This window comes from Psychroserpens sp., assembly GCF_034670085.1.
GTDB lineage: Bacteria > Bacteroidota > Bacteroidia > Flavobacteriales > Flavobacteriaceae > Psychroserpens.
The window spans coordinates 452,904-474,794 of the sequence record NZ_JAXMOD010000001.1 but is presented as its reverse complement, the minus strand read 5'-3'; the positions used below and the strand labels follow the sequence as shown (position 1 = coordinate 474,794).

The 21,891-nt window shown below is 34.0% G+C and carries 19 protein-coding genes; 3 read left to right on the top strand and 16 right to left on the bottom strand.

What is annotated here, in order from left to right; translation table 11 throughout:
• Position 1: 1 nt before the first annotated feature.
• The 16 genes from bioB to VOI25_RS01975 form a co-directional block, all read right to left on the bottom strand.
• Entirely contained in the window at positions 2 to 1,096 is a 1,095-nt protein-coding gene (bioB, locus tag VOI25_RS02050) for a biotin synthase BioB (protein WP_323787247.1), read from the bottom strand.
• Positions 1,097 to 1,235: 139 nt separating this feature from the next.
• Positions 1,236 to 2,666, bottom strand: coding sequence for a flotillin family protein (locus tag VOI25_RS02045; RefSeq protein ID WP_323787246.1), 1,431 nt, complete (start codon positions 2,664 to 2,666; stop codon positions 1,236 to 1,238).
• Complete coding sequence (locus VOI25_RS02040; RefSeq protein ID WP_323787245.1) at positions 2,641 to 3,267, bottom strand: hypothetical protein; 627 nt, start codon at positions 3,265 to 3,267, stop codon at positions 2,641 to 2,643. The genes VOI25_RS02045 and VOI25_RS02040 overlap by 26 nt, the downstream gene beginning before the upstream one ends.
• A gap of 68 nt (positions 3,268 to 3,335) precedes the next feature.
• Complete coding sequence (locus VOI25_RS02035; RefSeq protein WP_323787244.1) at positions 3,336 to 4,478, bottom strand: beta-ketoacyl synthase N-terminal-like domain-containing protein; 1,143 nt, start codon at positions 4,476 to 4,478, stop codon at positions 3,336 to 3,338.
• A gap of 127 nt (positions 4,479 to 4,605) precedes the next feature.
• Complete coding sequence (bioA, locus tag VOI25_RS02030; protein ID WP_323787243.1) at positions 4,606 to 5,871, bottom strand: adenosylmethionine--8-amino-7-oxononanoate transaminase; 1,266 nt, start codon at positions 5,869 to 5,871, stop codon at positions 4,606 to 4,608.
• The gene (bioD, locus tag VOI25_RS02025) at positions 5,868 to 6,476 is read right to left on the bottom strand and encodes a dethiobiotin synthase (protein WP_323787241.1); all 609 of its coding nucleotides are present in this window, start codon (positions 6,474 to 6,476) and stop codon (positions 5,868 to 5,870) included. Before bioD ends, bioA begins: the two co-directional genes overlap by 4 nt.
• Positions 6,476 to 6,853: a DUF2007 domain-containing protein gene (locus VOI25_RS02020; RefSeq protein WP_323787239.1), complete on the bottom strand. Its 378-nt coding sequence runs from the start codon at positions 6,851 to 6,853 to the stop codon at positions 6,476 to 6,478. The genes bioD and VOI25_RS02020 overlap by 1 nt, the downstream gene beginning before the upstream one ends.
• A 15-nt stretch (positions 6,854 to 6,868) precedes the next feature.
• Entirely contained in the window at positions 6,869 to 8,035 is a 1,167-nt protein-coding gene (locus VOI25_RS02015; protein WP_323787237.1) for a pyridoxal phosphate-dependent aminotransferase family protein, read from the bottom strand.
• On the bottom strand, positions 8,019 to 8,564 hold the full coding sequence (locus VOI25_RS02010) for a hypothetical protein (RefSeq protein WP_323787236.1): 546 nt from the start codon (positions 8,562 to 8,564) through the stop codon (positions 8,019 to 8,021). Before VOI25_RS02010 ends, VOI25_RS02015 begins: the two co-directional genes overlap by 17 nt.
• Before the next feature lie 119 nt (positions 8,565 to 8,683).
• Positions 8,684 to 8,959: a F0F1 ATP synthase subunit epsilon gene (locus VOI25_RS02005; protein WP_323787234.1), complete on the bottom strand. Its 276-nt coding sequence runs from the start codon at positions 8,957 to 8,959 to the stop codon at positions 8,684 to 8,686.
• A gap of 78 nt (positions 8,960 to 9,037) precedes the next feature.
• The gene (atpD, locus tag VOI25_RS02000) at positions 9,038 to 10,546 is read right to left on the bottom strand and encodes a F0F1 ATP synthase subunit beta (RefSeq protein WP_323787232.1); all 1,509 of its coding nucleotides are present in this window, start codon (positions 10,544 to 10,546) and stop codon (positions 9,038 to 9,040) included.
• A gap of 192 nt (positions 10,547 to 10,738) precedes the next feature.
• Positions 10,739 to 12,262 carry a G-D-S-L family lipolytic protein gene (locus VOI25_RS01995; RefSeq protein ID WP_323787230.1) on the bottom strand — a complete coding sequence of 508 codons (1,524 nt, stop codon included), beginning with the start codon at positions 12,260 to 12,262 and terminating at the stop codon, positions 10,739 to 10,741.
• A 23-nt stretch (positions 12,263 to 12,285) separates the two neighbouring features.
• On the bottom strand, positions 12,286 to 15,117 hold the full coding sequence (locus VOI25_RS01990) for a TonB-dependent receptor (protein ID WP_323787229.1): 2,832 nt from the start codon (positions 15,115 to 15,117) through the stop codon (positions 12,286 to 12,288).
• A 163-nt stretch (positions 15,118 to 15,280) separates the two neighbouring features.
• Entirely contained in the window at positions 15,281 to 17,128 is a 1,848-nt protein-coding gene (gene glmS, locus VOI25_RS01985) for a glutamine--fructose-6-phosphate transaminase (isomerizing) (RefSeq protein ID WP_323787228.1), read from the bottom strand.
• Positions 17,129 to 17,136: 8 nt separating this feature from the next.
• Positions 17,137 to 18,783 (bottom strand): DUF4270 domain-containing protein, encoded by a 1,647-nt coding sequence (locus tag VOI25_RS01980; RefSeq protein WP_323787227.1) that lies wholly within the window; start codon positions 18,781 to 18,783, stop codon positions 17,137 to 17,139.
• Positions 18,784 to 18,795: 12 nt separating this feature from the next.
• Positions 18,796 to 19,605: a glycogen/starch synthase gene (locus tag VOI25_RS01975; protein ID WP_323787226.1), complete on the bottom strand. Its 810-nt coding sequence runs from the start codon at positions 19,603 to 19,605 to the stop codon at positions 18,796 to 18,798.
• Between the two features lie 109 nt (positions 19,606 to 19,714).
• On the opposite strand from VOI25_RS01975, the gene panC reads away from it, so the two are divergent.
• The 3 genes from panC to VOI25_RS01960 are packed head-to-tail and all read left to right on the top strand — an operon-like array spanning position 19,715 to position 21,888.
• The gene (panC, locus tag VOI25_RS01970; protein WP_323787225.1) at positions 19,715 to 20,566 is read left to right on the top strand and encodes a pantoate--beta-alanine ligase; all 852 of its coding nucleotides are present in this window, start codon (positions 19,715 to 19,717) and stop codon (positions 20,564 to 20,566) included.
• 13 nt (positions 20,567 to 20,579) lie between these two features.
• The gene (panD, locus tag VOI25_RS01965; RefSeq protein ID WP_323787224.1) at positions 20,580 to 20,930 is read left to right on the top strand and encodes an aspartate 1-decarboxylase; all 351 of its coding nucleotides are present in this window, start codon (positions 20,580 to 20,582) and stop codon (positions 20,928 to 20,930) included.
• 4 nt (positions 20,931 to 20,934) lie between these two features.
• Positions 20,935 to 21,888, top strand: coding sequence for a lysylphosphatidylglycerol synthase transmembrane domain-containing protein (locus VOI25_RS01960; RefSeq protein ID WP_323787223.1), 954 nt, complete (start codon positions 20,935 to 20,937; stop codon positions 21,886 to 21,888).
• Positions 21,889 to 21,891: the final 3 nt, after the last annotated feature.

Below are 21,891 nucleotides of genomic sequence, written 5' to 3'. Positions count from 1 at the left end.
ATTATTTAAGTGCTTTTGCTTTTTGCTTAGCCTCTTCGTTACGCTCTATAGTATGTTCTGGTCGTGACCATCTTGGTTTTTCTCCAAGTGGCTGAAATAGAGAATCTTTGGCTTCAACCGATTCTGGTTGCATTTTTTTGATGAATGGTTTTTGTGGATTTAAACCTAGCATTTTGAACATTTCCATATCCTCATTGACATCGGGATTAGGTGTAGTTAAAAGTTTGTCACCAGCAAAAATAGAATTTGCTCCAGCAAAGAAACACATCGCTTGACCTTCTCTTGTCATTTCGGTACGACCAGCACTTAAACGTACTTGAGTTTCTGGCATTACAATTCTTGTTGTTGCGACCATACGAACCATGTCCCAAATTGAAACAGGTTTTTGGTCCTCAAGAGGTGTCCCTTCAACAGCTACTAATGCGTTAATTGGAACTGATTCTGGTTGTGGATTAAGCGTTGATAAAGCCACCAACATTCCTGCTCTATCTTCTGCTTTTTCTCCCATACCAATAATTCCTCCAGAACAGACAGTAACGTTTGTTTTTCGAACATTATCAATAGTTTCTAAACGGTCTTCATAACCTCGAGTGGAAATCACTTCTTTGTAATATTCTTCGGAAGAATCTAAGTTGTGATTGTAGGCATATAAACCAGCTTCAGCTAGACGTTGCGCTTGGTTTTCGGTAATCATACCTAGTGTGCAACAAACTTCCATATCTAGTTTATTAATGGTACGAACCATTTCTAATACTTGATCAAACTCTTCACCATCTTTTACATTTCGCCATGCGGCTCCCATACAAACACGAGAACTTCCTGAAGATTTTGCTCTTAAAGCTTGGGCTTTCACATGTTGAACGGTCATTAAATCATTACCTTCAATATCGGTATGGTATCGTGCAGCTTGTGGACAATAACCACAGTCTTCAGGACAACCTCCAGTTTTAATTGATAATAAAGTAGACACTTGAACTGTATTAGGATCGTGATGTTTACGATGAATTGTTGCTGCATCGTATAGCAGTTCCATTAACGGTGTATTATATATCTCTAGAATTTCTTCTTTAGTCCAATTGTGTCTTGTTTCGCTCATAAGTCAAAAATAAAATTTATAATTATTAAATTCTAAAAACTAAGTCGTAATTATAAATTGTTTTTTAACAATCTAATTCGAGGGTAGAATTGTGACTTTATTGCATAAAAAAATCCGCTATTAAGCGGATTTTAAGTTATTAATTTTTATCATCTTCCTTTTTCTTCGGAAGTGATTTTGGGTCTTCTGTTTCCTTTTTGTCTTTACCTTTTAGGTATTCAGGTAAATCCATACCAGCCATATTAAACATTTCTTGAAGAGGCGGAACAGATTTGTACATTCCTGACAAGAAATTAGCAGTAGACGATTTTCCATCTTCACCATTTGCGCCATTATCCCAAACCGTTACTTTATCAATTTTGATGTTCTTGATAGCTTCTGATTGAATTTTTACCAACTCAGGTAATTTGTCCGCAATTAATAATAGAACAGCATCTCGACTACTGTTACCAGCAGCTTTTACGATTTGCTCCATACCTGCAGCTTGTTTCGTCAAAATTTCAAATTGCCCTTGAGCTTCCGCTTGTGCTTTAAAAAGTATAGCATCAGCTTCACCTTTTGCTCTTCTTCTGATGCGTTCAGCTTCAGCTTCGGCATCAATTTCAACTTTATGTTTATCAATTTCGGCAGGAACAATAACATCTGCCATTTGAGAAGAACGTTCGCGCTCAGCTCTTGCAGTTTCTGCTTCTTGTTCTGCTGCATAAGATTCTTGTAAGGCTCTTGCACTTTGAACTTTTTCTGAAGCGATTGCCACACGTTCAGCTTCTGCTTCACGTTGACGACGCAGCGAATCTGAATTTGCAACAGCAATTTTTGCAGTGTTTTCTCCTTCTACAGCTTGTGCATTGGCAGCTGCAACTTGTGTTCTTTCATCTTGTACAGCATTGGCTTCACCAATAGAACCATCTCTAGTTTTTTCGGCAACCGATTTACGAGCTGCGTTAATGGCATGTGCAGCAGCTTCTTTACCTAATGCTTCAATATATCCAGACTCGTCAACAATATCTGTAATATTTACGTTGATTAATTTAAGTCCAACTTTCTTTAATTCAGACTCAACACTTGCAGAAATATTGGTTAAGAATTTATCACGATCGTTATTAATTTCCTCAATATCCATTGAAGCAACAACCAAACGTAATTGTCCGAAAATAATTTCTTGAGCCAATTCTTGGATTTCATTTTGACCTAAGCCTAGTAGGCGTTCTGCAGCATTTTGCATCACACCAGGTTCAGTAGAAACACCAATGGTAAATCGCGAAGGTACATTAACACGAATATTTTGTTTAGACAATGCGTTTACTAAATTAACTTCAATAGAGATTGGTGTTAAATCTAAGAATTCATAATCCTGAAAAACAGGCACAATAAAAGCGGCTCCACCATGTATACACTTGGCCGATTGTCCACCACCTACTTTTCCGTAGACCACTAAAATACGATCTGAAGGACAACGCTTATAACGTTTTATAAGAATGATGAGAAAGACAAAGATGAAAAGTATTGCAGCGACAGCTGCAATAGGAAAGCCTAAGTCAAAGTTACTCTGTGTTACTAGGTAGTTCATATGTTTCTGTTTTAATTGGTTCTATTGGTTTTTTTGTTTGTTCTACGATTAGAATGCCATTACTTGTGACATCTACCACTTGGATGATGGTTCCAGATTTGAGTTCAGAAAGTGCATCTGAAAGCGCTTCGAGTTCTCTTAAAGTTCCTTGAACTCTAACACTAACTTTTCCCATTTTAGATCGATTTCCACCAATGGTTAAGTAAACTTCTCCTATGGCACCTATTGCATTTTTATAGTTAAGTGTTCCGCTATCTGACAATTTTCGCATTCCATAAAACATGGCTGCCATAATAGTCATCATCAAAATCCCACATACTAAAGCAATAATAACGCTCAATGGTTTTGATAGTCCAGAATTTATACATGCGATTCCGATCCACCCAAAAATGGTAAAGAATCCAACAAGATTTTTGAAGGTGATGAATTGGAATCCAATTCCAGCATCGGCATCCATTTCAGAATCTACGCCATCAAAGTCGTCTCCACCATCCATACCTAAAAAGGTTGTAATGATAACAAAAACGAAAATTAGTGATCCTATTAGGGCAATAACCCAAAAGAATTGTGAGAATCCATCTAAATCTGAAAACCATTCCATAGTCGGTTAGTATTAAATTAGTATTAAATATAAGACCTTTAAAAATGTCCTACAATAGATATCAAATGTTATTTTGAAAGTAAAATAGACACTGCATTTCCACCAAAACCAACTGCATTTACTAGGATGTTTTTGATGTGCTTAGGTGTTTGGGCTTTTAGGTAAGGTATTGAAATGAATTCTTGTTTTTGCAACATTAAAATTGCCATTTCAATATTTAAAAGTCCGGAGGCACCTAAACTGTGACCTATCTTCCACTTATTAGTAGTTAATGAAGGCGTTTTGTTACAAAAAACTGAATTAATCGCATTTATTTCGGCCTGATCACCTTTTATAGTTCCAGGAGTGTGTGTAACAATAACATCGATGTCTTCTGGTTTTAATTTGCCCAAGGCCATCGTCATAGAACGTTGAAAACAAAGTGCGTTTGTCGATAAGGAAGCGTTATGTTCTAAGATTTCTGTGGCATATCCAATCCCAATAATTTTTGCTAAAACCATTGGTTTTTCTCCCAATTCTAAACAAGCCATAGCAGCACCTTCGCCAAGAATCATTGTGTTAGACATTTTGTTGAGGTTTAGAGATTGGTTTGGATATTCAACGTTTTTAGCTTTTGCGTATATTTTTAAGGCCTGCATTTGCGCAATTGTAAATGGCGTTAACGCTGCTTCACTGCCACCAACTAGAAATTTATTACACATTCCAGAATTGATCCACGCGATACCATTTAGCATGGCATGTAAAGCCGTAGAGCAGGTAATTGAATGTGATATTTCTGGTCCTTTAGTTTGTAAATCATGGGCAACCCAAGATGAAATATTACCTAAAGTAGTAGTAGGAGAGGTTAAGGTTTTTGCCTTTTGATTTTGAATATAGTTTGCATGATATTTTTCGAAAAGTGCAGTTGCACCTCTTGAAGATCCAATGTTAATTCCGAAGTTATCTCTGGCGTCCCAATTGGTATTTTTAATAGCTTGTCGAGACGTATAAATGGCAAATAGCACTGAATCGTCAAGTGCTTTAAATTTTGTGTTAGATTGCCTTAAACTGTTAATTTCTGTTTTTTCTTCTGACGTTAATTCTGCAACCCAATTGCCATCCTTTTTTGTAAAAAAATGCGCATGGTTTTTATAGTTAGTCCAAATATCTTCAGGAGTGTGTCCTAAGGGAGAAATGGATGAAATTGCAGTTATGGAGATTGGTTGTTTCAAACAGATTTGATTTTAGCAAAGGTATTAATAAGAGTTCATATTTTTTGCGTTAAGGATAGAAACGGCATCCTTTTTAATTTTTTTATTAAAAAGATATAGTGGATAGCCTGACCCTTGCGGTAACGTCCTAAATAATTTCTAAAGCGTCTTCTACAATTTGATACACTTTTTGAAGTTGTTCTTTAGAAATAACATAAGGCGCTTGAATATAAATCGTGTTACCTAAAGGCCTTAAGAAGACACCATTTTTCATAAAAAATTGAAAGAGTTTGTCGCGAAGATTCCCATAACGTTCCATTTCAATATCTAAATCTAATGCAAAAATAATTCCTGTTTGACGAATAGAAGCTACTTTAGGATGGTTTTGAATATGCTTACCAAATTCTTGATGAGATGCTATAATTCGTATTATGTTATTTCGAATGTCATCCGATTTGAGTAAGTCAATTCCTGCTAAAGCAGCAGTACATGACAATGGGTTTGCAGAATACGTATGGCCATGAAACAGTGCTTTGCTTAAATCATCACTGTAAAAAGCATCATAAATATCTTGCGAACAACTTGTAATTGCCATAGGTAATAAGCCACCAGTTAAGGCTTTACTCAAACACATAATATCTGGTTTGGTTGCTAAATGGTCTGAAGCAAAATGTTTTCCGGTTTTACCGAACCCTGTCATTACTTCGTCTGCAACAGTGATGATGTTTTGTGAATTACAAAAGTTTAGAATTTTATTTAAACCATCAGCATTGTGCATTTTCATTGCTGCTGCACCTTGCACTAAAGGTTCGTAGACAAAACCTGCAATTTTATGAGTAGTGGCTAATAGTTTTAATTGATTTAAAATAGTGTCGTGGTTGTCACCATTTGGTGTTGGAATGCGTTTAACATCTAAAAAGAAATCTTCAAACGGACCATTATAAACGGATAACCCAGAAACACTCATCGCTCCAAACGTATCACCATGAAACCCGTCTTCGAAAGCAATTAATACCTTACGTTTTTCACCGCGATTGAAATGGTATTGCAACGCCATTTTTATTCCTATTTCAACAGATGTGGATCCGTTGTCGCTAAAAAAGAGCTTGTTTTGATTGTTGGGAAGTATGTCAATTAAAGCTTCGGATAATTTAACGGCTGGTTCATGAGTAAATCCGCTAAAAACAACCTGGTCTAAAACTCGCATTTGGTCAGCAACTTTTTCAGTTATATATGGATTACAATGGCCATACATACAGGTATACCAAGACGCAATAGCATCAATATATTCATTGTCATCTTCGTCAAATAACATACAACCTTTAGCTTTTGTTATTGCAATGGTTTCAGGATGCAATTTATGTTGCGTTAATGGATGCCAAATGTGGTTTTTATCTCTTTGTTTTAGTGTCATAAATTATCTCTAAATTCTTCTGCATATGCTTTCACTACATTTTTGTCAAAGTATGGTTCTTCATCGATACGACCTATAACCTTTACTTTAGTCATTTTTGTTATAATATCTTCTGTGGTTTTATGTGCATTTCCGCTAAAAATTATGGAAACATCAAAACCTTTATTTTGTAATAAATTTATCGTTAAAAGGGAATGGTTTATACTTCCTAAATAATGTCTAGATACGACAATAACCTTATAATCTGGTTCGATTAAATCTATAATCGTGTTCTTATTATTTATGGGAACTAATAATCCACCTGCACCTTCAATGACTAGATTGTTTTTAGTTTTTGGAGTCTTTATGTGTTTCAGTTCAATTGAAATGCCATCGATTTCTGCTGCAGCATGCGGACTCATAGGAGTTTGTAAAGCATAGCTGTTTTTATGAAATTTAGAATTCTTATTTGATACTAAATCTATAACCTTTTTAGTGTCGCAATATTCCAATTCTCCGGCTTGAATTGGTTTCCAATAATCGGCTTCTAGAGCTTCAGTAACAATAGCTGAAGCTATAGTTTTTCCAACATCAGTTCCTATTCCTGTAATGAAATATGTGTGCATTAAAATATTGTTTTACAATCGTTACAAATGTATTTTGTCTTTTCAAAAAAGGGAAATAGCATGTGAAATAAGTTCTTCCGTTCTAAGGGTGCAATTAAAATATGACTTGAATTACAAGATAGACAATGAATTGGATTGTTGTTTGAATCAAGTTCATAAGGTCTTATGGCGTTGAAAATTTTTAGGGCTTTTTCAAAATCGCTATCTGAAACTAAAAGTTTTACACCACCAATGGCTTGACTTATTAAAGGATCTGAATCTACAGTTTTTTCATCTAATAGCATTACTGCAATACCTTCGTCTTCGAGTTTAGATTTTGTAATTTGAGCTTCTGTTGAATACGGAAAGGTAGTTAGTATAGTATAATTGTCGATCATAAAGACGCATTGATTTTAAACAAAAGTAGCAAGTAACTCTAAGACTTTTGTGATTTCTTCTGAAGAATTGTAACTGTGTAAACACCATCGTAAACGTTCTTTGCTTTTTGGAACAGTAGGAGATAGTATGGCTTTTACATCAAAACCATGATTTTGAAGTTCTTGAGCGATGTGTTTTACGTTTTCATTTCTTGAGATTATACAGCAATGAATTGCAGAATGACTCCCAATAAATAATTCTTTAAGGTTGAGTCGATTTAATTCTGATTTAAAGAAATTGATATTATGATGTAGTTGTTTTATGTGTGATACTTCGACTGTGCTCAGTGCGACAAGTACATCATATGATATTTTTATAGTTGCTAAAGAATGAGGTGGAAGAGCAGTGGTATAAATAAAAGGTTTTGAAAAATTAATGAGATAATCCTTAAGATCTTGATGACATAAAATGGCAGCACCATGAGCTCCTAAAGCTTTACTAAAGGTTATAATTCGTGCAAAAACAGAATTTTCAATTTTCAATTCGTTTATGAGTCCATTACCTTTTGTACCGAACACACCAAGAGCATGAGCTTCATCAACGACAAGGTTGGCATTGTATTTTTTGCTTAATTGAGACATTTGGGACAAATCTGGAGAATCACCATCCATAGAAAACACAGATTCGGTAACAATATAAACGTCTTGATGAGATTCTGAAACAAGTTCAGAATGACGAAGAATTAATGTCTCAATTGCTTCTATGCTATTATGTTTAAACTTATAAGCTTTAGCATTACTCATGGTGATGCCATCTCGAATTGAGGCGTGACAAAACTCATCAAATAAAACTATGTCGTTGCGCTGAGGAACGCAAGAGAAGAATCCTAAGTTAGCGTCATAACCTGAATTAAAAATTAAAGCTGTTTCCGAATGATGAAAGTTGCTTATTTGATTTTCTACAATTTTAAATAGCTTATGATTTCCAGATAATAAACGAGAACCTGTTGCACCATTGTGTTTACAGTTATGAGTTTTTAGAAACTCATGAGTTGTATTGAAAATAGTTTCAGATTTTGAGAAGCCTAAATAGTCATTAGACGAAAAATCAATGAGGTTGTTTGATTTACCTAATTGACGAAAGGCATTTTCCAGCTGTCGCTTTTCTAGTTTGTTGTTAAGTTTTTTAGGAAGTTTGCTCATTTGCTTGTTGTTTTAATTCTTCCTTATCTATCCACTTATAGTCGTTTTTTATTGTAGCATCTAAAAGATCAATTTCTAATTCTTCAGATAGGTTATAAGCTATTTCCATGGCATTTCTATAATTATTTCTTGCATATAGCTCAAAATGTTTGTTTCGTTCATACCATAAATTAACTTCAAATTGTTCTGATTCACTTTTTGACGGATCATAAAAAACAGAAACATATTGATAATTTTTAATAATTTTCCATTTACCAATTTTTACAAATCCAATTTCCATAGTTGGCTTAAATCTGGAATTTTGGATGTCGATATAAACACATTTATGAGAACAAAAACCAATTGCTATTGCTGAAATAAATACAACAAATTCTAAACTGTGGGCCATAGGTAATACGTCTTTAAATGACCAATTTATGTCTAGTAATGAAATAAGTATGACATAAGACGCAAATGTAAATAGCAATGCGGCAATAATTAATTGCCAAAATGGTCTTTTATTTTCAGATATTATTATGGTTGACTCCATACCACAAATATATATAATGAAATATTGAATTGTATTCTAAAGAATGAACAATAAGTTAAAGTAAACAAAAACGCCAAACATAATGTTTGGCGTTTTTAATATTTGAATATAAAGTAAACTTAATCTGCGAGTACGATTACCTTATTGTCTTTCATTTCAATAGTACCAGAAGAAATTGGTAACCAAAACCCTTTATCAGTTTTATTGAATTTAGCTTCAACCTCTTCTTCTAAGGTAATGTTTCCATTAATCTTTACGTTTCCTTCTTTTAAAAGTGATACAACAGGTGCATGATTATTTAGCATTTCAAACTCACCCATTACACCAGGAACAGCAACGCTAGTTACTTCTCCGCTAAACAATGTAGCTTCTGGTGATACAATTTCTAAATACATATTTTTTAAAGTATTTAGTAATCAGTAATTAGTAATTAGTAGTAATTTACCACTGTTTACTTTTTACTTCTTACTGTTTTATGCTTCAGCAAGCATTTTGTCTCCAGCTTCAATAGCTTCTTCGATTGTACCTTTAAGGTTAAATGCCGCTTCTGGTAAGTGATCTAATTCACCTTCCATAATCATATTAAAACCTTTGATAGTTTCTTTAATATCAACTAATACACCAGGAATACCAGTAAATTGCTCTGCTACGTGGAACGGTTGTGATAAGAAACGTTGAACACGTCTAGCTCTACCAACAGCCATTTTATCTTCTTCAGATAATTCTTCCATACCTAAGATGGCAATAATATCTTGTAATTCTTTATATCGTTGTAATAACTCTTTTACGCGTTGTGCACAATCGTAGTGCTCAGCACCTAAAATGTCAGCAGTTAAGATACGTGATGTAGAATCTAATGGATCCACAGCAGGATAAATACCTAACTCAGCAATTTTACGAGATAATACTGTAGTAGCATCTAAGTGAGCAAAGGTTGTAGCAGGAGCAGGATCGGTTAAATCATCTGCAGGTACGTAAACCGCTTGTACAGATGTAATAGAACCTCTTTTTGTTGAAGTAATACGTTCTTGCATTGCACCCATTTCTGTTGCTAATGTTGGTTGGTAACCTACCGCAGAAGGCATACGACCTAATAATGCAGATACTTCAGAACCAGCTTGTGTAAAACGGAAGATGTTATCTACGAAGAAAAGTACATCTTTTCCTTGTCCTTCACCAGCTCCATCACGGAAATATTCTGCTATAGTTAATCCTGAAAGTGCCACACGAGCACGAGCTCCAGGAGGCTCATTCATTTGTCCGAATACGAATGTTGCTTTAGATTCTTTCATTATTGATTTATCAACTTTAGATAAATCCCATCCACCTTCTTCCATAGAATGCATAAAGTCATCACCATATTTGATAATACCTGACTCTAACATTTCACGTAGTAAATCGTTTCCTTCACGAGTACGTTCTCCTACACCAGCAAATACTGAAAGTCCACCATGTCCTTTAGCAATGTTGTTAATTAATTCCTGAATCAATACTGTTTTACCTACACCAGCACCACCAAATAAACCAATTTTACCACCTTTTGCATAAGGCTCAATTAAATCGATTACCTTAATACCAGTGAATAATACTTCAGTAGATGTTGATAAATCTTCAAATTTAGGTGCTTGTCTGTGAATTGGCAAACCTGCACTTCCTGCTTTAGGTAAATCTCCAATACCATCAATAGCATCTCCAATTACATTGAAAAGACGTCCGTAAACATCATCACCAATTGGCATTTGAATAGGAGCACCAGTAGCTACAACTTCTGTCCCTCTACTTAAACCATCAGATGAGTCCATCGCAATAGTACGAACACTATCTTCACCAATGTGAGATTGTACTTCTAATACTAAAAGAGAACCATCAGGTCTTTTAATTTCTAACGAATCATAAATTTTTGGAAGTTCAGTACCAGCTTCGAATTGAACATCGATAACTGGACCTACTATTTGTGCAACTTTACCTGTAACTTTTGACATTACTTATGTGTTTAATGTTTAGATATTTCAATACTGAAAAATAGACTTAATACAATGATTACAAAGCACTACTTTTTCGCGCTGCAAAGATATATTTTTTAATTTAAAAATAAAGCCATTTTATTTGCTTTTTTCTGCATAAAAAAACACCTTCAAAATGAAGGTGTTTTTTTTGTAATATTTTATAGTGTTTTATTGCAATAAGGGTGAATAATTTGTTGGTAAAATATCTGCAACTGGAGTTGTTCCAGAGGCAATAAAGTTTGAACCAAAAGCTTCATCTATTGCAACTAAGAATTCTCTAGCCATTAAGCCATAGCCTCTAGATGTAAGATGAATTCCATCTAAGCTAACTAATCCGCCTAAAACTAAATCTGTATTCATAATAAACTCATCATAAGGATAACCTGACGTTGAGGCCTGTTCTAAAACAGCTCTTAAATCTGCTACTGCTAGATTTGGATTTGAGTCTGCAATAGCATTAATTGTTGCGTTGTATGCAGAAGTCGCGTTTGCAATTGCTGTTTGTTCTTCAGGAGTAAGTGCCCATCTATCTTCTAGTGGAATTTGAGTGCCATAGCCTTGTGGAATGAGTGAACTTAACGGCAATACAAATAAATCTGTAGCAGTTGCTTGTCTATATTGCGGTATACCAGCGAATGCAGGGTTAATTGCACCTAAATCGGTTAAATTTTCGTCTATAATAACCATTGCATTGCCTTCTCCTTCAGAAAATGAAATAGTTCGTTTTGCAACTTCTTCTGCCGTAAACAAACCAGTACCATTTAATGCAGCAAAAGCCGCTTGAAGACCACCATTATACGCAGCATAACCTTGATTTAGAGCTGCAGCAGTTGCTGCGTCTAATGGAACAGGATTGTGAGGAACAGTTGTAAAGTGGGATAAACTTGTAATGTCAGGAACAGTTGTTACAACTCCTTTAGCTCCATTTTGAGTTAAAGCAGAAACCATAGTTGATAACGCACTAGCAAATACATTAGGATCTGTAATGTCATTAGAGCCATAGGTTGATGGATCAATATTTCCTGTTTGGTCAACACCTGACCCTCCAGAAGTTGCATATCCTAACACATCATTTCCTCCAACTTCACTTAAAGTGAAAAATGTCGGGTTTTGTGCTAAAGCATCACCTAAAACTGTAGATGAAGGTCCTGAAGCTATACGTGTATAAAAAGGATTAAATGCAGCATATCCAGGAGTCACAAAATGAAAACTTTTAGCACCTGGAATTCCAAAATTATTAAAATTACTTCCAATGTTATTTGTAGCTTCAGTTGTAATTGGAGGCACAGGAGCTCCTTGACTAGTTAAAAACAAATCTAAAGGCACTGGTCCTTCACCACCAAAAACTAATCTATAACCAGAGGCAAAGCCACCAACTAATATTCCACCTGTATTGTCATCCATTAACGGTTGAGTAAAACTTCCTCCACCACCAAAAGCAAATTGTTCTGACAGTAGTTGAGGAAATGAACGTTCTTGGGCAGCTTTAAATAAACCTCCATCAGAAAATCCAGCTGTAAATGAGGCTCCTATTGCCACATAATTAGAAAAATCTGCTGATCCAACAGTTAATTCTTCTAGAGTAACATCATCGTTCTCATTTAGTTCTCTAAAATCTTTTACGACGTCATTCTCGCAGGCTATCATACTTAGTGCAAGTAGTGATAGAAATATATACTTTATTTTTTTCATTTTAAATAGTTTCTTTTCCATTATTATAAGTTATTAATTGTCCAAGACACATAGTATTGAGACCCTATTAAACCAGTTCCAAATGCAGTAAAGTATTCATCTTGAAGTAGATTAACTGCTCCAACTTTTATTGATGATTTTAAACTTGGAATTCTATAATTTACTTGCGCATCCAATACATGGAATGCCGGAACTTCACCATCACCAAATGATGATTCCCAATAATAATTATCACTCCATCTCCAAGCGACATTAAATCCAAAATTCGTAAATAAATCTGTATTTCCGAATGTAGCTTTTACCTTGTGATCAGGCGTATTAAAACTAGTTCTGAAGTCTGGATTAGCTTTTACATCAAAATCTAAATGAGCATAGGTGTAATTTGCACTTAAGTCAAAATCTTTAAACACTTTTGTAGACACTGCTATTGCAGCTCCATAAGAGTTTACCGATTCCTCAGAATTTGTATAAGTTTGATACACATTAACATCACCATTGTCTAATGCTGCTAAAATTTGTTGAGTGTCTGAATTTAATCCTGCTACAGATCCAGGGTTGTTTGGGTCATAACCCGTAAGGTTGAAATTTGAAACATCTCCGTAAAGCGGAGCTACAACAGATTCGTTTGCAAGAAAATCATTATAAGAATTATAATAGGCAGAAGCATCAATAACGAAACCTTTAATTTTACCTCTATAACCTACTTCAAAAGAACTTACTCTTTCAGGTTTAACAAAATTAGAGTTCCCAATAAAATTACTTCCATTAGAACTTACGTCACGGTCTTCGTTAGTTAATTCACCTGCAACAGAAACAAATAATGAATTGGTATAGGCAGCTGCAGCAGTTTGAGTTATAGATGATGGCTGACCTAGATTATTTTGAGCAAATTGACTTACAGAGTAAGGTCTTTCAAAACGTTCACCTATATCAGAAGCACCACCAACTAGCGTACCTAATGCCGTCTCTAAACCAATGTATAAAGATTGGGTGTCTGGGTTTCTAAATCCAGATTGATACGATACTCTAAAGTTATGGTTTTCGTTTACAGTTAAACCTGCTGAAAGTCTTGGTGATAAAAATGCATCAAATAATTCAGATTTATCATAACGTATTGAACCTGTTAATTTTAGTTCTAAGTTTTCATTGACTTCTAGTGTTTTTTGTAATTGTGTATAAAGACCTAGCTCAGAATAAGTGATAGGTCCATTCTCGTCAGCATATATAGTTCCAAAAGAATTTAATCGATAAGTTCTGTATGAACCACCAAGCTGTATTTCAGCAAATTCTACCATATCTCCGAAATTATAATTAGCATCACCATGATAAATTTGTGAGTTATCTCTAATCGCAGATCCAGTTAAAAAACTTGTTTGACTAGTTACTTGGTCAAAAGCTTGTTGAAACTCTCGTGTTCCTGGCTCATACCTGCCAGTCTCAGCAACTCCTCTGGCCGCAACATGAGCTTCTGCTTCAGTAGCACCTCCAAGGGTAGCACCAACGAATGTTTCAATGTATTGGCCAAACCAATCTTCATGAGACTTCCATTTTTGTAATAAGTTTGGTCCTGCAACATCCATAATATATGTATCTCCAGCTTTATCTGCAGTTACATATCCTCTTACAAAGAAATTATCACCTTTAAATTCTAATTTGTGCTGTTGTAAAAAGAAGTTGTCTATTCTATAACGTTGTGCCCCTTGATAAACAGTTGAACCTGTTCCAATTTTACCTACATATTGGATTTCAAAATCATTTGCCCAAGGACGGAAATATAAACCCCAATCTGCCTTTACACTTTCGGCATTATAATCGGTTAAATCAGTCTCAGTGTATCCTGTTCTACTTACATTAACATCAGGAATAAGACCCTGAATACTTGCAGGCGCTGCGTCTCTAATATTTGTGGTAACATTATCACCATAGACGTTTACACCATCATAATTTATGTTTGTCTCTCGGGTTCCACCTAATCTGTCTTTATCATCATAATTAGTAGCGAACCAGTCAGTACCTTTTAAATATCCAAAGTTGATTTTAGCCGCAAATTTATCACTAAACTTGTGTGCCATTCTAACACCTACGTCAGTATAATCATTATCTCCTGCAGCCTCTTGTGAAGTGATACCTCTTTTAACATAGCCACTTATTCCAGCATGATCAAAAGGACTTTTACTTCTCATGAATAAAATACCATTAAATGCATTTGCACCATAAAGAGCAGAAGAAGCACCAGGTAATATTTCAACGCTTTGAACATCTGTTTCAGTCATACCTAACAAGTTTCCTAAAGGGAAGTTAAGTGCTGGAGCAGAGTTGTCCATACCATCAACAAGTTGTACAAACCTGTTATTACCGAAAGCAGCAAAACCTCTGGTATTAATAGACTTAAAGGTTAAACTGTTGGTATTGATATCAACTCCTTTGAGATTTTCTAAACCTCCATAAAAATCTGCTGAAGCAGTATTTTTGATTTCTTTTAGTCCAAATCGTTCAACAGTTACTGGAGATTCAAAGATTCGTTCAGGAGTTCTAGAAGCTGAAATAACAATTTCATCTAATTCAGTACCTTCTACAAGGGTGACATCAATAGTTTGAGGGTTTGTTGTAACTTCTTGATTTACAGTTTCAAAACCTACACTACTAATTTGTATTGTAAATGGTGGATCTTGGTTAACGGTCAAGGTATAGTTTCCATCATAATCTGAAATCGTACCTGTAGTTGTTCCAGATACAATAACATTGGCTCCTGGTAAGGGTTGACCATTATTGTCGATGATTTTACCTTTTACTGTTGTTTGCGCAAAACAGAATGCACAACAAAACAGCATCATAGTTTTTAAGAGTGTCTTCATTTTAGGGAATTAGTTAAATTTAGTATAGCAATATATAGAATTTAATGCTAACGAAATAAATTTTTCTCAAAAAAGTATGCATGCATAATAGTTTTCAATAAAAATACTATAGTTTTTTTATTGAATTCTAAACAAATGAAGGAAACAGGATTAAAACGTAACGTTATTCTACAGTTACAGCTTTAGCAAGATTTCTAGGCTGATCAACATTTTTACCTAACATCAACGCAATGTGGTAGGATAAAAGTTGCAACGGGATTGTAGTTAATAGAGGTGTTAATGATTCTATTGTTTCAGGAACTTCAATCACATGATCTGCTAAATCCCTTACTTGTTCATCACCCTCAGTTACGATTCCGATTATTTTTCCTTTACGAGATTTAATTTCTTGAATGTTACTTACTACTTTTTCGTAATGTCCTTTTTTTGTTGCTATGACAACAATTGGCATATTCTCGTCTATTAAAGCAATTGGACCATGTTTCATTTCTGCGGCAGGATAGCCTTCTGCATGGATGTATGAAATTTCCTTAAGTTTTAAAGCACCTTCAAGTGCAACCGGGAAATTATAACCTCTTCCTAAGTATAAAAAGTTACTTGCATTTTTGTAGATATCTGCAATAGTTTTAACATAAGCGTCAGATTCAAGTGCCTTTTTTACTTTACTAGGAATAAGCTCTAACTCAATCATATGATGTCTAAACTCGGAGCTTGAAATTGTACCTTTTGCTCTAGCTAGTCTAAGAGCAATTAAAGTTAAGACCGTTATTTGTGTTGTAAAAGCTTTTGTAGAAGCTACTCCAATTTCTGGACCAGCATGAGTATAAGCTCCAGCATCTGTTTCTCTTGCTATGGATGAACCAACAACATTACACACACCAAAGACAAAAGCGCCTCGAGATTTTGCTAATTTAATTGCCGCTAATGTATCTGCTGTTTCTCCAGATTGAGAAATAGCAATCACAACATCTTTATCTGTAATTACTGGGTTTCTGTATCTAAATTCTGATGCATATTCAACTTCTACAGGAATTCTAGCTAAATCTTCAAAAATATATTCTGAAACTAAACCTGCATGCCAAGACGTACCACATGCGACAACAATTATTCTATTGGCATTTAAGAAGGTTTTCATATTATCTTCTATGCCTGACATTTTTATAATGCCTTCATTAGGTAGCATACGACCTCTAAATGTGTCTAGAATTGCATTTGGTTGTTCGTAAATTTCCTTAAGCATGAAGTGATCGTAACCTCCTTTTTCAATTTGTTCTAAATTAAGTTGAAGTTCTTGAACATAAGGATCAACAAGGGAGTCATCTTTTATTTTTCTAATCTTAATACCTTTTTTTAATCGCACAACAGCCATTTCTTCATCTTCAAGGTAAATAGCATTTTTTGTGTATTCAATAAAAGGTGATGCGTCACTTGCAATAAAAAATTCTCCTTCTCCAATTCCTATAGCCAAAGGACTACCAAGTCTAGCAACTACAATTTCATTAGGTTTGTTTTTATCAAAAACTGCAATAGCATAAGCGCCAACAACTTGATTTAAAGCGATTTGTACTGCTTTACCTAATTTTGTGTTTTCATTTTTCTTGACATCTTCAATAAGATTGACTAGTACTTCTGTATCTGTATCAGAATGAAACGTATATCCTCTTTTAATTAATTCTTTCTTTAAAGACTCATAATTTTCAATAATACCATTATGAATAATCACAAGATTTCCAGAATTAGAATAATGTGGATGTGAATTAACATCATTAGGGACACCATGAGTTGCCCAACGTGTATGTCCTATACCTAAGGTTCCATTGGTTGGAATTTCTTTTTCAAGTTTTTCCTCAAGATCCGCAACTTTACCTTTGGTCTTTGATAATTTAATATCACTCCCATCAAATAGAGCAATTCCTGCACTATCATAGCCTCTATATTCTAATCGTTTAAGACCTTTAAGAATAATAGGGTAAGCTTCTCGATGACCAATGTATCCAACAATTCCGCACATAGTAATTTCTAATTATTTGGTTCTGTATAAAAGATTTCCAAATATAATTTTTTTTCTTCGTCCGCAGTGTTATTTCCAAAAAGAACTGTACCTCTTTGGGTAATTATTGAACTCACTGGGACTTTATCATTGGAATCGTTCATGTTTAATACATCAAAATTTCGAGTATTACTTTCTAAGTTAATATTCCCAGAAACAACTAAGCCAAGGTCAACATTTGTTGAATCTCTAATTAACAGATTATTTATATGTTCTGTAATTCTTATCTTATACCTTATGCCATTTCTGTCATCATTATCTTCACGTTCTAACCTCCCTAAATGACCAGTTCTTGAATTGATAGGTGAAATTGTATTCGCTGTATCAAATAAGTAGTCAATTAAAGGTGTGTTATTTTCCATGTCGTATAAATAAATACGGTCTGGTTCTTCAACATCTGTTAGACTCGATTGGTCTACATAAAAAACAAGATGAGCTTCGTTTATTAGTTTTTTACTTTTAACAAACTTCCCGTCATCATCCATTTCAACAAATTCATTCTTGAAAGATTCGAAGGTATTGAAAAGAATATCGTCGTCTAGGTCTTCGCCATCAAACAATTTTACAACTGCTAAAGAGCCTTCACCTCCTTTTAAGAATAATTTTTCATCACCAAGAGTTTCATTTCCGATAGGGAATACGAAGTCATTTGATAAAAAGTTTGCTCGGTTTCCACTGAAATTTAGAGTATATGTAGATTGTACACGTTCTTCAGAACCACTAATAGAGCTATCTCTAGTGTAAAACAATGTAATATTAGCATTACTATTTGCAAAGTTTAACAATGACATAGTTCCTGCGTCATTTATAGCTTCAGTTTTGAAATAAATGCCTCTAAAATAATCATTAAAATTGTTGGCATTACTAAGTTCAGGCATTCCCGACTTATTAATAATTTTTTCAGTCCAATACGTAATTTCGTCTTCTTCAAATGGATCATTAGCATTGAAAGAAATACGTAAAGCTGGTACTGACTGACCAATAAGTTCACCTTCTGTATTTTTTAACTGTATTTGTTTCTCACTAGGAGTAAAAAAGTTAAAGTCGTAAATTAATGTGCCTTCTAGTTGTGCATCAATAATTGGGCTAGTTCCTGTTGATTGATTTGAGAAATAAACTTGTGGATCGTTAATACTTGAATTTGGATCAAAATCTCTTAAAAAATAATTACTCTCATATATGGAAAGCTTCATTGGTGAAGTTCCAATGACAGAATCTAATTCATAAATAGTTTCACCATCATCGTTTACAGAAACAGCAGTACTAAAGTAAGGGATGCTAATTACTACTGAGTCCAGTTCAACATTTGCTCCGAAGTCTGGATTAATAGTAGAAGACCTTAGTTGTGTAACCACATTCGCAGTTGTTTGTCCGTAGATAGGATCATTATAAATACCCAATAAATTAATTGGGAGTGTGCTAGTTTGAACTGGAGCTAATGCTTTTGTATAAGCTATAACATCAAAATCTCTTGATGAAACATCAAAATTTGTAGCATTATCATTATTTACTATATCCGATTCTATAGTTGCAAAATCTTTATCACAAGCAATAAAAAAGCTTGTTGTTATAGCAAGAATCAATACGTTTCTTAGGGCAATTTTCTTTTTTTTCATGTATGCTTTCTACTAATTAAGTACTTTGTTTTTATAAAACTCTGTGTACGGTTCAGCAAATTCTTCAATTGGGAAATAATCTAAAACCGGTTTTTCACAAGCGTCTAGATGATCTTCAAGATCTTTAGGTAAATCACTAGAGCCTTTAATTAATGCATCGGAATGATCTATAGCGATTTTCATAAGATTGCCATAATTAGGGGTGTCTAGTAACTTAATTCTTTCGTCCTCAATATTATCAAATTTTACTTTTTTGATCATATCTTTATCTAACGTTCCTTCAAAGCTTTGATTGTATATTGATGTCACAATTTTACTTTCAGTGAATAAAGGCTCATCTTTATAAAACTCTTTAAGATATAATGGTAATAAGGATGCAAGCCATCCATTAACATGTATAATATCTGGAGACCAATTTAATTTTTTTACAGTCTCAATCACACCTTTAGCAAAAAAGATGGCACGTTCATCATTATCTGGAAACAATTTCCCGTTTTCATCAGTCAGTGTTGCTTTTCTTTTAAAATATTCTTCATTATCAATAAAGTACACTTGAATTCTTTCTTTAGGAATTGAAGCAACTTTAATAATCAAAGGCATATCTAAATCATTGATTACTAGATTTATACCTGAAAGTCTGATAACTTCGTGCAATTGATGTCTTCGTTCATTTATATTCCCGTAACGAGGCATAAATATTCGTATTTGTCCTCCTTGTTTGTTTACCATTTTTGGTGCTTCAAATGACATTGAAGAAATTTCAGTTTCTGGTAAATATGGTACAACCTCAGATGACACATACAATATTCTCTTATCTTTCATAAATCTGTCGTTTTTGGAATTAAAAATAAAAAACATGCAAAATTACAAAAATTTATGCAGATTGCGAGTAAAATATTAAGTTTGCACGCTGTTAAACTTTTGTTATAACGTGAATATATACTACAATGAAAAAGATCTCAACAGTTATCTTGAGCATCTTAAAGTAAATAATAAAACAATTGGTTTTGTACCAACAATGGGTGCACTTCATTTAGGTCATGCATCTTTGATTGAAAAAGGGTTGCAACAAAATGATATTGTAGTGGTTAGCATTTTTGTAAACCCTACGCAATTTGATAACCAAGAAGACCTTGTGAAATATCCAAGAACATTAGAAAAAGACACTAAATTACTTAGTAGGATATCTAAAACCAAAATTACTGTGTACGCACCTACAGTTGAAGATATTTATGGTGAACATGTTCAATCGACTTCATTTTCTTATGATGGATTAGAGCATGAAATGGAAGGTCGGTTTAGAGATGGGCATTTTGATGGTGTAGGTACAATTGTAAAAAGACTGTTTGAAATTGTACAACCTGATAAAGCTTATTTTGGAGAGAAAGATTTTCAGCAGCTAATGATTGTGAAGAAATTGGTTGAAAAACATCACCTTCCTGTACAAGTTGTAGGTTGCAAAATACATAGAGAAAAAGATGGTTTGGCAATGAGTTCTCGAAATATGAGGTTGAAAGCAGAATACAGAAAAGCAGCTCCTTTTATCTACAAAACCTTAAATGCTGCCAAAGAAAAGTTTGGTGTATCTAGTGCAAATAAGGTAACAAAATGGGTTGAAAATCAATTTGCTAACCATGAATTATTAGAATTGGAATACTTTATAATAGCAAATGTAGACACTCTAAAAACCGTAAAACGAAAATCTAACAATAACACATACAGAGCATTTATAGCCGTATATGCTGATGATATTAGACTTATAGATAATATCGCTCTAAATTAATTATCTTTGATCCATGCAAATTCAAGTCGTAAAATCTAAAATACACAGAGTAAAAGTCACTGGTGCAGAACTTAATTACATTGGTAGTATTACCATTGATGAAGATTTAATGGAGGCCGCAAACATTATTCAAGGAGAGAAAGTTCAAATTGTAAATAATGATAATGGTGAACGTTTAGAAACCTATTGTATTCCTGGGCCGAGAAAAAGTGGTGAAATCACATTAAATGGTGCTGCAGCTCGTAAAGTTTCAGTTGGAGATACACTTATTTTAATTACTTATGCGTTTATGGATATAGAAGACGCAAAAGTGTTCAAACCATCTTTAGTATTCCCTGATGAAGCTACTAATCTTTTAAAATAAACTTTTGAGTAAAAAGACAGCTAAGTTCCTAAAAATAGTGCTCCCTTTATTACTAGGAGTGTTACTGGTATGGTATTCTCTGTCTAAAATTTCAATTGAAGAATTATTCACTTATTTTAAAAATGCGGATTATTTCTATATTAGTTTAGGGCTATTTTTCGGTTTATTAAGTCATCTTTCTCGTGCTTATCGTTGGAAATTTATGATTGAACCTTTGGGTTACACATTGAGATTACCCAATAGCATTATGGCTGTATTTGCAACCTATTTGGTAAATTACACCATTCCAAGAGCTGGAGAAATTACTCGAGCAACTATTTTAACTAATTATGAAGGTGTGCCTTTTGAAAAAGGTTTTGGAACAATAGTAGCAGAACGAATGGCAGATATGCTGGTCATGTTAGGAATTATTTCTATCACACTATTCTTAGAATTCGATTTCATTTATCAGTTCTTTTCTGAACGTTTTGAACCTCAAAAAATCATTATAGGATTAATTGTAATACTCGTGTTTATTAGTTTACTTCTTGTGTTTATTAAAAGAAGTCAGACTAAAATTGCCATAAAGGTTAGAACTTTTGTTGCTGGATTGGTTGAAGGAATAATGACAATTTTTAAAATGAAAAAGAAATGGGCGTTTATTTTTCATACGCTATTTATTTGGGGAATGTATGTGCTTATGTTTTATGTGACCTCGCTTTCCCTTGAAGAAACATCTAGCTTGCCTTTTGCTGCAATTTTAATAGGATTTATATCTGCAAGTTTTAGCATTGCCGCAACAAATGGTGGTATTGGTTCTTATCCGGTTGCAGTCTATGCCGCTTTTTCAATATTTGCAATAGCTAAAGAACCAAGTATAGCTTTTGGTTGGATTATGTGGTCATCACAAACATTTATGATTATTGTTCTTGGTGGCTTATCTCTAATTTATCTACCTATCTATAATAGAACGGAATAATTT